Below are 16,357 nucleotides of genomic sequence, written 5' to 3' on the forward strand. Positions count from 1 at the left end.
TCTGAATATAGCGCAGCAGAGATGCAATTTCCCCTGAAAATGGTCGTAGCAGGGTATTGTCTGCTTGCATGCCTTATCTGCATCATGCTGTTTTCCCCGGCTGATTCGTCTGCGTTTTCAATGCCGGAAAAGCTCATCTTCGATCTGACCTGGACAGGCGTGAAAGCAGGGAATGCGGTCCTTGAGGTGGTGGAAGAAAAAGAGGCGATACGGGTGATATCTACGGCGAACTCCGCTGCATGGGTTTCCGTATTCTATACGGTCGACGACCGGGTTGAGTCGGTACTCGCCAGGGGCAAGTCCTCCATTTTTATTGGGCAGACCAAAAACTTCAGGCTGAAGATCAGGGAAGGCAAGCACAGAAGAGACAAGGAGATTATATTCGACCATGTCAAGCACACCGCCCAGTTTATCGATCATCTTGAAAAAGAGAAGGACCGGAAAGAATATCCTGTGCACGAAAATGTCTTTGATCCCCTTTCAGTCCTCTATTATGTGAGGACCCTGAAACTTGAAGTGGGGAAACCGGTCTATGTTGATATATTTGACAGTAAAAAAATTTGGAATGTCGAGGTCCAGGTAGTCAGAAAAGAAAAGATCAGCACGATCCTCGGCGAGGTGGAGACCATAGTCATCAAGCCGCTGATGAAGTCGGAGGGCATCTTCAACCGGAAGGGCGAAATGCTCATCTGGCTGACCGACGACCAAAAGAGGACCCCGGTCAAAATGCAGACAAAAGTCGCTGTCGGTGCCATAACCGCCACACTGGTCGGCGGTAATTATTAAGTGTACCTGCTTTGGCAATAGTCCGAAATTGTTCGGATTTGAGAGATCATAACCTGATGGCGCTGCCGGCCGCCGCTGACCTAATGGAGATATAGTTTATTGGAAGATTACAGGAAAATTATTCAACTCGTAAAACCGTACTGGCACAGGGTTGCCCTCGCGGGCATAATCAGTGTAATCGTGTCAGGTCTCAACGGGTCTCTTGCCTGGCTGGTGAAGCCTATGATGGACGATATCCTGATCAAGAAGAACACGACGATGCTGTGGCTGCTCCCTGCCGCAATATTTCTTATCTTCCTGCTTAAAGGCGTGTTTCTCTTTTTCCATGAATATCTCATGAAATCTGCGGCACAGAAAATGGTGATGAACCTCAGGAATAACCTGTATGCTCATATCCTGGATCTGCCGATAGGATATTTCGGCAAAACGTCCAGTGGGGAACTCATATCAAAAACCATTAACGATACCTCTATCCTGCAGGGAGTTATCTCCCTGACGGTCAAGGACCTGTTTATCGAGAGCACCACTGTGGTCGCGCTTTCAGCCGTCGCTTTCTGGCGGAGATGGGACCTGACCCTTATTGCGCTGCTGATTTTGCCTACCGCATTTTATGGCGTTGGACGACTGGGCAAGAGAATAAAGCTTATCAGCCGGCGCACACAGGAAAAAATATCTATTATTACGGCATTCCTGAATGAGAGTTTTTCAGGCATCAAGATCATAAAGGCCTTTTCCCGACAGGCAGATGACCTGGAGCGCTTTAAGCGCATTAACAAAGATTTCTACCGGGAAAATATGCGTGCGACCAGGGTCTCTGAATTTGCCGGCCTGATCATGGAGGCGGTTGGCGGGATTGGTATTGGATTTGTCATCTGGTATGGCGGCAGGCTTATTACCCAGAATGTCATTACGGTCGGAGATTTTATCTCATTTCTGACGGCCATTTTTTTGGTGTATACGCCGGCAAAGAGACTTGCCAAGGTAAATGTAGGTATTCAGCAGACGCGCGGGCCGCTGGAGAGGATATATTCCTTATTGGCGGAAAACAGGGAATCCGAAGGCCGTGAAGAACTAAAGCCGATTGCGAAAGAGATCGATTTTAAAGGGGTTTCTTTTATCTATCCGGCAGCCAAACATGAGGCGTTGCGCAATATAGACCTGCACGTGGAGAAGGGCGCGGTACTTGCCATTGTCGGCAAGAGCGGCGGAGGCAAGACTACCCTTATTAATCTGCTGCCCAGATTTTATCTGCCGACAGAAGGCGCTATTTATATCGACGGGATGGATATATCTTCGGCCACATTTCATTCATTAAGAAACCAGTTCGGCATCGTGAGCCAGGAAGTGATACTTTTCGATGACACTATTTTTGCCAATATCGCCTATGGGAAACCCGGCTCAGATATGACCGATGTGATATCTGCAGCAAAGGCCGCATACGCGCACGATTTTATTATGGAACTTCCGCAAGGCTACGAGACCATGATCGGTGAAAGGGGGGTGAGGCTTTCCGGAGGGCAGCGGCAGAGACTCTCAATCGCCCGGGCCATACTCAAGAATCCCCCTATCCTTATCCTCGACGAAGCGACCTCATCTCTTGATACGTCCTCTGAGATGATGGTGCAGAAGGCCCTCGAAAACCTCATGGAAAACAGGACGACCTTTGTGATCGCTCACCGGCTTTCGACGGTGAAAAAAGCTGACCGGATCATTGTCCTGGACAAGGGAATGATTGTAGAATCCGGAAACCATCAGGAGCTCTTTGATAAAAACGGCATCTACCGGGAGCTCTATGAGCTTCAGTTCAGCAGATAGCCTGCGGGAGTCTCCCTATGGCCAGCTCTCCATAAGAAGATAATAGGTGAGCAGGGCAGCGACCGGGTCTTAGGCTTGTTTCGTGATATCAACAGGGCACGTCTTCAGAAAGACAGCCGTCGACTATCTTTCCTAACTGTCCCTCGAACTCAAGATGTCTTACCGATTCTCTGATTTCCGTTTTTGACCGGTGTTTCTGCATTGCGGTGCTCATGGCCCCGGCAACAGATCCGATATTTTTCAGGTCTTTGATTATTGCCCCTGCCCCCTCCTGTATGACCTCTGAACAGCCGTTTGAGTTGCTGGTCACCGTATAAAGTCCCATGGCCAATGCCTCCAGAGAGGCGTTCGAAAACGGATCGTAGATTGTCGGCAGCACAAAGGCATCGGCCGACTGGAAAAAAGGGATGACGTTTTTTTGCGGCCCGCAGAAGATGACCCTCGCAGAAAGTCCCAGCCTGCTGGCCAGCCCTCGATACTGCTTTTCATTCCTGTCTTTTCCTACTACGATCAGTCCCGTCTTTTCGGGGAGCATTTTCAGGGCTTCTATCGACTTTGCGACTCCTTTCCTCTCATAACCGCTCCCCACATGGAGAAAGTAAAACATTTCGTTTTGTAACGAGAGCCCTCTGCGCAGAGTATCCTTTTCTCTTAGACCCTGTTCAAAGACCCCGGAGAACTCGTTCCATTCTACCCCGTTATGCACCACGGTCAGTTTTCCGGCTGCGGCGGGATAATACCTGAGCATCTCGTCGCGCACAAAAAAAGAATTACAGAATATCTTTTTTAAATTTTCTGAAAGAAAAGCCCTCTTCTCAATCCGGAGCATCATCCGGTGAAAGGGGTTGAGGCGGAAGCTGAGGCATCTGAGGGCTGAGCTTTCAGTGCATCTCCTGTCGAGCCACGCTGCATGGCATCCTCCCCCGGCACGCAGGTGCGTCTGATAATCTGTGCGGTCCATACCGAGTACGCAATCGTATCTTGTGGCTTTAAAATGCCTGTTGGCCGAGGCGTTAAAAGAGAGAAGCCTGAGCAGGTTATTGTATCTGAACTGCTTCAGAGGCACCCAGTTGACATGCGGGGAGGTCTTTTCCCATCGCACAGATTCCGCGGTGACGACATCAACGACAATATCCCTTTTTGCAAAGGCATCGATCAGCCGTGTGGTATATTTCTCCCCGCCGCCATAGGGGGTATAGTTGCTCTTGATTATCGCTACCCGCATAAGAGGATTCATAAAACAGGTCTGTATAGGTTATTGGGAGCCATTCTTTTAGTATAATAGCATATGCGCAAACGCAACGTTTTCCTTCCCGCAGGAACGGAACCATGAAAAAACATTTCATCCCGCCGCTGTTTTTTACGTCTCTGTTTCCTGTTGTGGCGGCCAACACTATTCTTTCAATGTGCATTTCTTACCCTCTGTTTGCCTTCGGGGCGAAGTATGGTACCCTGTTTGGCCTGATGGTAAGCCTTGTATCGTTTGCAGGCCACTATTTGCTGCTTAACCTCGCCGCAGGGATGATAATACTGCTGTTTACCGGATTTCTTCCCCGAAGGGCAATGATTGTGCTCAGGATAGTGCTCTTTTCCCTTTTGCAGATACTCCTCCTTGTGGATACGAAGCTCTATGAGATCTTCCGCTACCATATTAATTCCCTTGTGCTGAATATTGTGACTACGGAAGGGGTGAGGGATTCTGTCATCCTTGGTATGGGCACGATAGCGCTGCTTTCTTTCTGGAGCGCGGTAATATTCTCTCTGGAGTTTGTCATTAATGCATACCTGGCCAGTGTCTACAGAACATTTGTTCCTGCCAGACTTTCCCATACGATAAGGATTTCCCGGGCGGTCTTTGTTGCCTGTCTGCTGCTCATTGTTGCGGATAAAGGGCTTTATGCCTATGGAGATCTTTTTAATGTAACTGACATCATTGGCAACGCCAAGCTTTACCCTCTGTATCAGCCGCTGACCATAAGGAGATTTGCCTCAAAAGTCCTTCATATCCAGGTGAACAGGGAGGCCGGGTTCAAGTTTTCACCCTCGGATTCAACTCTGAATTATCCCCGGAAGCCGCCGGTATTTGACCCTGGAACCGGTCGCAATTACAACATTGTTGTTGTCGTTCTCGACGGTCTCCGCTTTGACATGCTTGATGAGGAGGTCATGCCGAACCTCTCGGCCTTTGCAAAGGAAAGCATCGTTTATGCCGACAACTACAGCGGAGGCAACGGCACGAGGTTTGGCATATTTTCGCTTCTGTACGGGGTACACGGGTCATACTGGCATACCTTTCTTGCCCAGCGCAGATCCCCGGTCCTGCTGGATACCCTTCAGGAGAAGGGATATGATTTTACTATCCTGTCGAGCACCCGGCTGACATTCCCTGAATTCAGAAAGACTGCCTTCATAAAGATTCCCGACAGCATAAAGGATACCTATAATGCTGATACCATACCGAAACGGGACGAGCTGTTGACCAGGGATTTTGAGGACTATCTCGGAAACAGGAGTCCTCAGCAGCCGTTTTTTGCCTTCCTCTACTACAATTCCTCCCATGAGCCGTTTGCCTTTCCGGATGAATTTACAAAGTTCAGGCCGGTGCTCAAAGGTGAGATCAATTATTTCAGGGACGTTGAGAAGTCAAAAGTCCCGCTGCTGAAGAATATGTATAAAAATGCCGTCTTCTATGAGGACCACCTGCTTGGTAAGGTCATCAGGTCTTTGAAGGAGAGGCGTCTGCTGGACAATACGATCGTCGTAATAACCGGCGATCATGGAGAGGAGTTCTTCGAAAACGGCTTTTGGGGCCATACGTCGTCTTTTGATGACTACCAGCTGAAGACTGCCTTTGTGATGCATTACCCCGGCATCAGCCACCGGGTCGTCCGGAGGATCAGTTCGCATCATGACCTCGTGCCGACCCTGATGGAGTCCCTTGGATGTGTCTCCCCTCCCGGCGAATACTCCCAGGGGATTTCCCTGCTGAGAGAAGAACCCCACTCCTATATAACGGCAGCCAATTGGGATACAGCTGTCATGATCGACCACGAACTGAAGATTGTCTACTCTACCGAGATGTATAACATGGGCTCCTTTACCGTGCATAAAAAAGAAGACTATGCTGTTATCAGTGCCCCCGGTCAGCTGCTGAAGCAAAAAAATGCCCAGCTTCGAGATGTCCTGGTAAGGATGTCAGAATTCTACAAGAAAATGTAGACAGCAGGCCCTATGGCCGGGATTGTCCCGGTATTTCGACTGCTCATCAGGTCATCCTGAGCAGCAGGTCTGCAAGTTGCCTGCCGATAGCCTCGACAGAATAATACGCTTCTGTTTTTTTTCTGGCATTCTCCCCAAATTCTATCCTCTGTTTTTCGCTCTGTATTAAAGAGCGCAGGGCATCATAAAAACCTTCACGGGTCGATATCACAAGCCCCTCTTTGCCGTGCTCAACGATCTCCCTGTTGATGCCCACATCAGAGACGACCGGCGGTACCCCTGCCGCCATATACTGCAGCGCCTTGTATCCGCACTTGCCTTCGCTCCATTTATTTGAGGGAAGGGGCATGACGCCGATGTCAAAGAGGGCGATCTCTCTTTCCTGTGTGGTAAGACTCCAGGGCACGAAATCAACCTGCACGCCGGGTATTTGAATCGTGTCGCTGCAGATCACTCTCACCCGGATATTGTTGCTGCGGGCAAGGTTTTGAAATGTTTCCGAGAGCATTGCCAGATGGCGCAGATTCCCTTTCCCGCCGATCCAGCCGATAACCATATCCCTGTTTCGGACGGAATGATCCTTGACAGGAATACTGCGGGTCTCAACTGCCGAAGGCAGCACGACCACATTTTTATTGAATTTATTTGCGTAGTCGGCCAGTACCCGGTTGCCGGCAATAACGAGGTCTGCTGCTCCCGTAATTTGTTTGAACTTTGAAAGTCTCGCCATGCTTTCAAAGGACGCGTGTGAATCATCCCGGTAATAAATGGCGTCATCAAAATCAAAAATAAGCTTCCGGGCGCAGGACCTGAGCAGTTTTACTTCGAAGGGGGAGAGCAGTTTCTTCTGAAGAAATACGACATTGAACCTTCCGAGTTTCCGAAACAGGCGCATTCTGTCAGAGATGCTTTTTGGATAGGCCCTGGCTTCAACACAAACCCCAGCTTTTTGTATTTCAGGAAGGAGGTTCAAGACCCTGATCCTGCTGCTTGGCATCAGCTCATCCTGGTATAAAAAAAGCACGGTATACACGTTACCATCTCCTGAAGGCGCAACGGTTCTGCGGCATGGTCAGTCCCTGACCGCAAAGACCGTCATTCTTCCGGTCCTCCAGAACCTGGCGATAAATTTCAGCATTAATCGTATGAAGATTTTAATAACCCCTGATTGCATGAAAGACAAAAGCCGCATTGAGGACCCGCCTTCGGATGCGTTCTTCAGACTGCCATAGAAATCAGCATCGGTAGTATGATGGACGGTCTTTACCGTCCTGAATCCCGAGGATTTTAAATAGGCGCCAAGGGTCTCAGGGGTGAAGTGATAGAGGTGGTTTGGAAGATGAAGACCATAAAAATAGTTCCGGAACAGCCTTGACTCAATACCTGAGACATCCGGCACACTGATAATAAGCTGTCCCTGCGGCCTGAGCCAGCGGGCAGCCTTCTCCAGGATCCTCCGCGGAGAAGGAGCATGCTCAAGAAACATCCTCATGATAATTACATCGAAGGAGGCCTGAGCAGGGTCAAACTCATCAATATCAGCATTGATCAGCGGAAGGCCGAAGACCTTTCTGCCGGTCGATACAGCCTCTTCGCTCATGTCGGTTCCCTGAACCTCCCAGCCGAGCTGCTTCATTTCGTGGAGGAATTTGCCGTATGAACATCCTATCTCCAATAACCTTCCCCTTTGCTGGTAGTGTGGTATTCCTTCAATATCAAATTTGATTTTCCTTGAGAGATAGACCGGATAGAGCAGGCATTGGATGAGACGACTCCTGTTTTTTTCCGGGAAATATCCACGGAAATACTGCAGAAGAATTCTATAGATGCCTTTCACGGTTTTTATCGGGACAAAAGCGGCGTTGCTTAAGACATAATAATGGGTTGTCTCAGGATAATATGACCTGATTTCATGCTTGTCCGGACGCGGATTGGTATAGATCAGACCACATGCCCTGCATTGAACAACGGAAAATTCCCCCTCTTTCTTGTTTATGTAATCTTTTGAACGTACATAGGGCCGACAGTCCAAGCGGCCGCACAGATCACATGAAACCGTCTCCATGGGGCAATTACCGGTTATCCCGATGGCTTAGCCATCGCGGTGCTGACTGCGCTGCAGCTCAAGGAGTTTGGCATATTTCAGGAAGGACCCCCCTGCTCTGGTAATCGCAATGATAAACCCGTCAAGGCCGTTGAGAAACCCCAGCTTTAGGATATAGACCTGCATGAACATTGTGGCCCCATGCAGGAAGGGAGTAACCGCATTAACGCGTTTGCCTGCATCAAAGAGTTCCTTTGCCATGTCCGTAGATCTTCCCTCCATGATCCTCAGCATGTCAGAGTAGGAGAAAAAGCTGAAATGTTCTATCGGTGCATGAGTCCTGGTCAACGTGCCGTTTGTGGCCCATATGCCGTGGGTTATGGATTTATAACGCCCCTTGCTCTTCTTGACGAGACGTATTATTCTGTCTGGCCACCATCCGCAGTGTCTGATCCACCTGCCATGAAAGTAGTTTTTTCTTGGGAAGCTGTAAGCGTCCGCGCCCTGGTCATTGTCCAGAAGTCTCTTGATCTCGGCCTTCGTCTCCTCTGGAATTCTTTCATCCGCATCAACGATGAGAACCCATTCATGTCTGCATTTATCAATGGCACTGTTCTTTTGGGGGCCGTCGCCTTTCCAGTCTTCTACAAAGACCCGGCAGCCAAAATCACGAGCTATGGCCACCGTCTTATCGGTACTCCCGGAATCGACGACTATAATTTCATCTGCAAAGGAGACGCTTCTGAGGCAGTCCGGCAGATTTCTCTCCTCGTTTTTCGTGATGATCGCAACAGAAAGAGGAGTTTTTTCAGGAGACATCTATTGCCTCGGACTGTCCGGCAAAGAGAGAAAACGCGATTGCCGTTGCAAAGGTAAGCACCTGGGTATCGGTCAGGCTGCCGATGATGAAAACTGCGGTAAACGCAAATACCGAGAACCCGAGGGTAGAATGCCGGCCATGCCAGCCTTTTTTGAGCAGCAGAAAGAGAAGGTAACAGAAGGCGGCCAGACCTACGATGCCGTAACTTACCATCATATGGAGAAAACTGTTATGGGGGTGGTCATGAAAAGGAAGCAAAGGATCTCCCTTGAAGTTTTCCCAGGACTTTCTGAAGCCTCCCGTGCCAATTCCTGTCAGGGGGCTTTTCTTTATTTCCGATATCGCAATCTCCCACATATGAAACCGCAACCCTACGGAGGTATTAATAGCACCAGCCTGATAATAAACGATATCCTCCCCGGCTTTCATGAAGCGCGAACGTATGACAGGGGAAACGAACAGCAGGGAGACGGCAATAATGCTGACCGCGATTATCTTCACGATATGCTTTTGCCCCATGATGTTGTATACGACAAAAGGGGACAGGATAATCAGGGCGATATAGCCGCTCCTGCCGCCGACGTACCCGATGGTAAAGAGATACTGGAGCATGAGCGCTGAGTACAACAGACGCTCTCTTTTCGATTCTGATTTCAGGACGCCGAAGGACGCAAGAAGTATCCCGGTCGTAAGGAGCAGGGAATAGGTAATGTGAGGCGAGCTTCCCCCAAGAAGTCCGGTGGCGAGCCCTTTCTTCAGAGAAACGATCCCCGCAAACTGCAGCACGGAGATAATACTGTTGACTGAGAGTCCGGCGAGAAACATCCTGAAAGTCAGGTCAGGATATTTTTCGTCACCAGGGAGTGTTGCAAGTGCTATCGCATACAACCAGTAATGGGTTTTGAGGGCGATAGAGAGGCCGTCTGCAGGAGAGGGACAATAGAGAAGACCGATCCAGGGAAGCGTAACAAGAATGGCGACAGGTAACATCAGGTCAGATTTATAGAATTCCTGTGCGCTTGCCAGAAATTTGCCTGACAATACCCAGACGATAAGGACAAAGGTCCCGCAGACCACCGTTGGAGAAGTCGCCAGGGGAAGAGAAAAAAACATGCCCGCGTATCCTGCCCGGAGCAGCGCCTCAGTGCTGATTTCTTTTAAAAATGCCATTTTCACAAAAGTATGCATCCGAACTGATCGTGTCGTCCAGAAGTTTTTTGTTCAGGTCCCCTATGGTTTTGTTTGTCGGATGCCACAGATGAAAGCAGATGGCCCCGAAGGGAGAGGTTTTTTTTGTCAGTCCGTATTTAACAAATCTGCAGGCAAGGTCGGAGTCTTCATTGCCCCATCCGATGTAATTTTCATTGAAGCCGTTGACTGCCATTACATCCTTCCTGAAAAAACTCATGTTGCATGATTTTATCCCTACGAGCTTCTTGTTTTTGATCGACATGCCATAAGGGAGGCGTATCAAATGGTGGATATTGGAAAGACTGCCGGTCAACGCCATATTCCAGAGCGTCAGAAAAGAATTGGCATGGTGATGATCAAAAAAATCCATGGCGTCTTTATCTACGAGAACCCTTTTGCCCTGCACGAAATATCCCGCTTCCGCAAGCGAAAGATGATCTGACACAAAGTTCCGATTAACGACGCAATCGCCGTCAAGGAGGATAATATAATCGCCCGAAGACCGGGCAATCCCGCCGTTGCGGATTTTTCCTGCCCGGAAGCCTTTATTTTCCTGCCATACATGCAGAAGCGGGAAGCTGAAAAGCGCGGATGACTTTTGTATCAACTCCGCGGTATCACTCCCTGAACCGTCATCGGCGATGATAATCTCATCGGGTGTTGTTTTTTGGCAGAGAAACCCATCGAGCACCTTCTTTAAATACGCAGGACTGTTATAGGTCGATATGATAACTGATACTTTCAATTATTTTCCCCAGTCGAGCCGGGTTTTTGTCCTGTGGTGCAGAAATTTTTCTGCAGAGAGGGCTGCTTTGGCGCCGTCTGAAACGGCTGCTACGACCTGACGCACCTCAGTGCATATCACGTCGCCCGCAGCGAAGACGCCTGCAAGGGAGGTTTCCATCATTCTGTTTGTATCGACACATTCTTCTTCCGTAAGAGGCACTGCGCCATACAGGAAATCAACGATCGGCTTGGAGCCCTGTATATAGACAAATACTCCTGCCATGGCAAGCTGAAATTCTTTCTTCTCACCATCGAGAAGGCTGATCTTCTCGACCGTGTCTCCGCCTTCGATGGATATGACTGTGTGGCCAGGGAGCACCTTCAGGTTCTCTGCGGCAAGGGCAGGGTGGTCTTCGACCTTCAGTTTCGGGGTTGGCGAGATGAGATAGACGGTCTCGGCAAAGCGGGTGAGGTATCCCGCTTCCTTGATCGCCTCTTCCGAACTGCCGATTACGCATACCGTTTTGCCCTTGAAAAAGGCCGCATCGCAGACTGCACAGTAGCTTACTCCTCTGCCCAGGAACTCGGCCTCTCCCTTGATCGAAGGCTTCCTGCCCATGGAGCCTGTTGCAATGATAACGCTTTTGCCTTTATAGCTGCCTTCCATGGTGAAGGCTTCCTTGATATCGCCGCCAAGATTTACGCCTACTACCTGAGCTTCTACATACTGTGCACCGAACGCGATCGCCTGGTTCCGAAACAGATCGAGCAGTTCCCTGCCTGAAACAGGCCCGGGCACCCCCGGATAGTTCTCAATATGGCCGGTGTAGGCAAGCGCCCCGGCGGTCTTTGATTTATCCAGCACGATGGTTTTGAGTTTGGACCGCGATGCATACTGGGCGGCAGAGAGTCCGGCCGGGCCGCCGCCGATGATCAAAACGTCATATAGGTTTTCCGTATCGGTATTGGTCATTATGCCTCCCTGACAGAATGCTTGTGATCAATTATTTAAACATAGTAGAGAACGGCTTGTCAGTATCGCAATGCCCGGGAAAGGAGGCTGGAGTGAGCAGGGCAGGTCTTGTCGTCGCATACCGCGGCAGTCAGATTACGTGTTGTCCTGCCGGTCATCGATTTTGAACCAGTCCATATAGCCCTGAATTTCTGCGGACAGATGGGCAAGGTCGCGTGCTGACTGACTAATCTGGTCCGTAGCCTCGGCAGAACGGTTGATCAGGCCGGAGATGCCCTCCATGTTCTGTGTTACCTCTTCCGTTGCTGCCGACTGCTCTTCCGTGGCAACAGCGATTTTCCTTACCATATCTACAACGTCGGATGAAGACATCACAATCGACTCCATCGATTGGCTGGCTTCCCGCGCAATCGAAACGCCCCTGCCGACTTCGTCGTTGCCCTTCTGCATGGCCTGCACCGACTGCGCGGCCTCTGCCTGAATAGTCGTTATCCGCTGTTTTATATCATGGGTTGCCCTTGCAGTCCTTTCTGCGAGCTTTCTCACTTCGTCGGCCACTATGGCGAAGCCTCTGCCCTGCTCTCCTGCCCGGGCAGCCTCGATAGCGGCATTCAGGGCAAGGAGGTTTGTCTGATCTGCTATATCATTGATCACGGCCACAATTTCGCCGATCTGGGCGGCGCTCCTGTCCAGTCGTTGAATGGTATCCATTGCCTCTTTGACTTCGTCTGCTATCTTCAGCATGGTGCTGACGGTTAATTCTACGGTCTCTTTGCCGCTTAGTGCCTGTCCGGATGAATCTTTCGTCTTGTCCGCAGCCTGTCCTGCGTTTCGGGCCACTTCAATGATAGTCTGTGACATCTCGGATATTGCCCTGACGACTTCATTGCCCTGACGGGATTGTTCCTGAGATCCTTTGTTCAGGCCATCGGCAGTTGCCGACAGCTCCTCTGAGGCCGACGAAAGATTCAGAACCCCGGTTTTTATCCGTCCGGCCATTATGCTGATCTTCTCTGACATCGTTGTGAAATCCTTCATCATCATGCCGATCTCATCATTTCTGGATATGGTGTTAAATGCAGATCGGAAGTTTCCCTCGGCCATACCCCTGGATTGATTCGATACCATGAGGATCGGCGAAATGATCGTTTTGGCAAAGATCCTTGCCAGGACGACAAGGAACCCAATAAAGAGGCCTCCGCCTGCTATATATGCCCATTTCACCACGGCAGATTCTCTCTTCATCTTGTCGACCATGACCGTGATCCTGGTATTTACCCTGGCATCGGCTTCTGCTGTGGCACCGGACATGGCAAGGACTCTTTCTCTCTGGATTCCTTCACCGATCTCTCTGGCCTGCTGGAGGTCGCCATCGAGAATGAGGGGGATAACCTTGTTATCTCTGGTCTCTTTCATGGCGGTCCATGACTTGTCCGCAGTTGAGATCAGTGCCACAACATCGGCAAGTCCGCTTTCTGCCACAGAAGCTCCTATCGCGCTGAACAGGGCGTCAATGCGGGCAGTCTGCTCCTTGATGACTTCAATGTGCTCCATCTGTCTGCTGCGGTCTTTTTCGGCCATAAGGGCCGCAACTCTTCCTCTTGTCAGGTTAATGTTAAGGAGCAGTTTTGTGATATCATTTGCGGTCTGCATGTTGCGCATTATCTCTGTATAGGCTTTTCCGCCGACCTGTACCCTTGCAAGCAATAATTGCCCGATAACAATGCCTGATACCGCACCGACAACCATGATGCAGAATACCGTATAGAATTTTTTCCTGAGACTTATGCCGCTAAGACGGTCAAACATGGTATGTCCCCCAATGATTTCTGTGAAACGGGAAGTTTCTAACCCTTGATATCGAGAATGCTGCCGGTAATCTCGTCTTCCATGCGGATGGCTTTGATGTTTGCCTTAAATGCGATTTCCGTGACGATGAGGTCGACCATTTCCCCTGCAAGGTCCACTTCAGGGACGTCGAGCTGTCTGATCGTGGCAGAAACGCCACCATCAGACATTGTATTTAACATGGCGTTCGAGGGCTTGAAGCCCTCGGTGTTCATATTGGCCACATTGTTTGCCGTGACATTCAGCCGGGTGAGGTATGCGCTGAGCGCACTGACGGATATGCCGAAGATGTTACCGGTATGCATGCATTACTCCTTAACAGGAAATACGTGGGTCCTTTTATGTCTTTCTTATCGGAAAAGGAAGAAAAATCTTTAGAAATGGCGAAGAAGGTTGTAGCAGGTGTCACGCTGGGCAGGGACAAAGCCTGCCATACGGATGGCGCTGATGATGTCATTCATGGTGACGGCATAGCTTATCCCGGTAGAGGCTACGACGTTTTCCTCGATCATGGTTGACCCGAAGTCATTGGCGCCGAAACGAAGTGCCACCTGGGCCATCTTCAACCCCTGAGTCACCCACGATGCCTGTATATTTTCGATGTTTTCGAGATAGATCCTCGAAAGCGCCAGCACTCTGAGATATTCGACTGCAGTTGCCGGCCCCTGAACCTTCTGCCCGGAACGATGAGTTTTTTTGCCTTTTGCCTGCAGTTCAGTATTGCCCGGCTGGAATGACCATGGGATAAAGGCGGTAAATCCTCCTGTCCGGTCCTGGAGCTGTCTGATGGCATCAAGGTGGGTGATGATGTCCTCCGGCGTCTCGATGCTCCCAAACATCATGGTGGCTGTTGTCCTCATGCCGAGTCCGTGTGCTGCTTCCATCACCTCAAGCCAGCGGGAAGACTTGATCTTCTTTGGGCTCAGCACCTCACGCACCCTGTCAGAAAGTATTTCTGCACCGCCGCCGGGGATCGAGTCCAGCCCTGCAGCCCTCAGTATCCTGAGCGTTTCCCGTATGGTCAAATCGGATGCATCTGCTATATAGCAGACCTCCGGAGGTGAAAAACCGTGGACATTAATATTGAACCGCTCTTTAATCGATGAAAGGAGATCGGCGTAATAGAAAATATCAAGCGCCGGATGGAGGCCCCCCTGAATCAGTATCTGCGTGCCTCCAAGGGCTATGGTTTCATCAATCTTTCTGAAGATCGTATCTTTGTCCAGAAGATAGGCATCTGCATCATCTTCATCGCGCCAGAAGGCGCAGAAGGTGCATTTGTTGATGCAGACGTTTGTGTAGTTGATGTTCCTGTCCACCACAAAGGTGCAGGCCCCTTCAGGATGGAGCGCTTTTCTGATGCTGTCCGCCCAGAGGCCGAGGCCCAGCAGGTCAGCATTGTTGAATAACGCAAGGGCCTCTTTTCTGCTTATCCGCTCTTTTGCCGAATGCGCCTTCATGTATATACCCTGATGGTCTTATAAAATGAATCCCGCTCTACTGCGGTCCTGCCTGCCTTCTGTATCAGGGTTACCAGCTGTTCTGCCGTCAGTTTTTCACTGGTCAGTGCCCCTGCAGCATGGGTGATCTTCTCTTCGATAATCGTGCCGTCAATATCGTCAGCGCCGAACATCAGCGCCAGCTGGGATATCTTTTCTCCCAGCATGATCCAGTAGGCCTTGATATGGGCAAAATTATCGAGGAAGATGCGGCTCACCGCAACAGTCCTGAGGTCGTCGATGCCGGAGGTATAGCTGCCCTCGATCTCGGTGTTTTTGGGGTGATAGGCAAGGGGAATGAACGCCTGGAACCCCTTTGTCCTGTCCTGCAGGCTTCTGAGGCGGGAAAGATGATCGACCCGGTCGGCAAGGCTTTCTACATGTCCATAGAGCATGGTCGCATTTGTCCTGAGGCCGACCCTGTGTGCTGCTTCCATCACCTCGATCCAGCGGTCACCAGGGATCTTTTCCGGGCAGAGCCGGTTTCGTATGCCTTCGCTGAAGATCTCTGCACCGCCGCCCGGCATGGAGCCGAGACCGTTCTTTTTGAGGGCTTTAAGCGTATCGATAAGTGTATGACCGCTGATCTTTGAGAAATAGTCGATCTCCACTGCGGTGAAGGCCTTGATATGGAGTTTTGGGAAATGTTTTTTTATGGCAGAGACCATGTTGAGATAGTGCTCAAAAGGCCAGTCAGGATGCAGGCCGCCAACGATATGTACCTCGGAAATGCGGTGCTGAGTGACTGCTGATGGTTTTTTGCCTCTTCTGTTCTGTCCTTCGCCTATCTTTTTAATGATTTCGTCAATCGTGAGTTCGAACGCGCCTTCCTGTCCCTGCGACCTGCTGAATGCGCAGAACTTGCAGCGGTTCACACAGATATTCGTCGGGTTGACATGCCTGTTCCGGATGAAAAAGGCCTTTCCGCCGTTTTTCTTCGCAGCCACATGGGAGGCAAGCGCTCCTAAAGTAAAAATGTCGTCAGTTTCGAAAAGACGCAGGGCGTCCGCTTCGGTGATGCGTCTGCCTGCGAGGACTTTCTTCCGTATTCCAGAGAGCATAGACCATTATAAATCAAAACCTCTCGTAAAGACCAAAAGCATAGGGGATGTGTCCCTGCTTAAAAAGTCTTACGGAGCTGCTTTTGTTGACCTGTTGCCGCTGCCTGTGGTATAACAATTAGCTCCTTGCTCTTCCCTTGGGGAAGGGCTTTAATCCTGAATCTTCAGGAACAATCCATAAGGAGGTGTTTGCATGAACATCTACGAGAACGTCGTAATCCTCAACGCCTCACTCCCCGATGAAGAGATCAATGCAGCTATTGCGAAGATCAAGGATCTCGTCACAAATTCCGGTGGTGAGACTCTCAAAACAGATCTCTGGGGCAGAAAAAAACTGGCCCACGAGATAAAGAAACAGCAGAAAGGCTTCTATGT

Annotated in this window: 15 protein-coding genes; 4 read left to right on the forward strand and 11 right to left on the reverse strand. The window is 50.1% G+C overall.

Going from position 1 to position 16,357, the window contains the following annotated elements; genetic code table 11:
• The first annotated feature begins 84 nt into the window (after positions 1–84).
• Positions 85–786 carry a DUF3108 domain-containing protein gene (locus HZB31_07495; protein ID MBI5847775.1) on the forward strand — a complete coding sequence of 234 codons (702 nt, stop codon included), beginning with the start codon at positions 85–87 and terminating at the stop codon, positions 784–786.
• A gap of 99 nt (positions 787–885) precedes the next feature.
• Positions 886–2,601, forward strand: coding sequence for an ATP-binding cassette domain-containing protein (locus tag HZB31_07500; GenBank protein ID MBI5847776.1), 1,716 nt, complete (start codon positions 886–888; stop codon positions 2,599–2,601).
• An 88-nt stretch (positions 2,602–2,689) separates the two neighbouring features.
• On the opposite strand, the gene HZB31_07505 is transcribed toward HZB31_07500, so the two are convergent.
• Complete coding sequence (locus HZB31_07505) at positions 2,690–3,838, reverse strand: glycosyltransferase family 4 protein (GenBank protein MBI5847777.1); 1,149 nt, start codon at positions 3,836–3,838, stop codon at positions 2,690–2,692.
• Between the two features lie 92 nt (positions 3,839–3,930).
• Here HZB31_07505 and HZB31_07510 point away from each other — a divergent pair, with 92 nt between their 5' ends.
• The gene (locus HZB31_07510; protein ID MBI5847778.1) at positions 3,931–5,820 is read left to right on the forward strand and encodes a sulfatase-like hydrolase/transferase; all 1,890 of its coding nucleotides are present in this window, start codon (positions 3,931–3,933) and stop codon (positions 5,818–5,820) included.
• Between the two features lie 46 nt (positions 5,821–5,866).
• On the opposite strand, the gene HZB31_07515 is transcribed toward HZB31_07510, so the two are convergent.
• The 10 genes from HZB31_07515 to mqnE form a co-directional block, all read right to left on the reverse strand.
• Positions 5,867–6,817 (reverse strand): glycosyltransferase family 4 protein, encoded by a 951-nt coding sequence (locus HZB31_07515; protein ID MBI5847779.1) that lies wholly within the window; start codon positions 6,815–6,817, stop codon positions 5,867–5,869.
• 75 nt (positions 6,818–6,892) lie between these two features.
• Positions 6,893–7,852, reverse strand: coding sequence for a class I SAM-dependent methyltransferase (locus HZB31_07520; protein MBI5847780.1), 960 nt, complete (start codon positions 7,850–7,852; stop codon positions 6,893–6,895).
• A gap of 60 nt (positions 7,853–7,912) precedes the next feature.
• A complete protein-coding gene (locus HZB31_07525) occupies positions 7,913–8,683 on the reverse strand; it encodes a glycosyltransferase family 2 protein (protein MBI5847781.1) in 771 nt (256 codons plus the stop codon).
• Positions 8,673–9,854 (reverse strand): O-antigen ligase family protein, encoded by a 1,182-nt coding sequence (locus HZB31_07530; GenBank protein MBI5847782.1) that lies wholly within the window; start codon positions 9,852–9,854, stop codon positions 8,673–8,675. The genes HZB31_07525 and HZB31_07530 overlap by 11 nt, the downstream gene beginning before the upstream one ends.
• Positions 9,826–10,620, reverse strand: a complete 795-nt coding sequence (locus HZB31_07535; GenBank protein MBI5847783.1) for a glycosyltransferase family 2 protein — start codon at positions 10,618–10,620, stop codon at positions 9,826–9,828. The genes HZB31_07530 and HZB31_07535 overlap by 29 nt, the downstream gene beginning before the upstream one ends.
• Positions 10,621–11,574 (reverse strand): FAD-dependent oxidoreductase, encoded by a 954-nt coding sequence (locus HZB31_07540; protein ID MBI5847784.1) that lies wholly within the window; start codon positions 11,572–11,574, stop codon positions 10,621–10,623.
• 135 nt (positions 11,575–11,709) lie between these two features.
• Positions 11,710–13,383, reverse strand: a complete 1,674-nt coding sequence (locus HZB31_07545) for a methyl-accepting chemotaxis protein (protein ID MBI5847785.1) — start codon at positions 13,381–13,383, stop codon at positions 11,710–11,712.
• 38 nt (positions 13,384–13,421) lie between these two features.
• Positions 13,422–13,727 (reverse strand): hypothetical protein, encoded by a 306-nt coding sequence (locus HZB31_07550; protein MBI5847786.1) that lies wholly within the window; start codon positions 13,725–13,727, stop codon positions 13,422–13,424.
• A 69-nt stretch (positions 13,728–13,796) separates the two neighbouring features.
• Positions 13,797–14,882 carry a dehypoxanthine futalosine cyclase gene (gene mqnC, locus HZB31_07555; GenBank protein ID MBI5847787.1) on the reverse strand — a complete coding sequence of 362 codons (1,086 nt, stop codon included), beginning with the start codon at positions 14,880–14,882 and terminating at the stop codon, positions 13,797–13,799.
• A complete protein-coding gene (gene mqnE / locus HZB31_07560; GenBank protein ID MBI5847788.1) occupies positions 14,879–15,982 on the reverse strand; it encodes an aminofutalosine synthase MqnE in 1,104 nt (367 codons plus the stop codon). The genes mqnC and mqnE overlap by 4 nt, the downstream gene beginning before the upstream one ends.
• A gap of 193 nt (positions 15,983–16,175) precedes the next feature.
• On the opposite strand from mqnE, the gene rpsF reads away from it, so the two are divergent.
• The coding region (gene rpsF / locus HZB31_07565) for a 30S ribosomal protein S6 (protein ID MBI5847789.1) at positions 16,176–16,357 on the forward strand (182 nt) is incomplete at its 3' end.

The organism is Nitrospirota bacterium, from assembly GCA_016235245.1.
Lineage (GTDB): Bacteria > Nitrospirota > Thermodesulfovibrionia > Thermodesulfovibrionales > UBA6898 > UBA6898.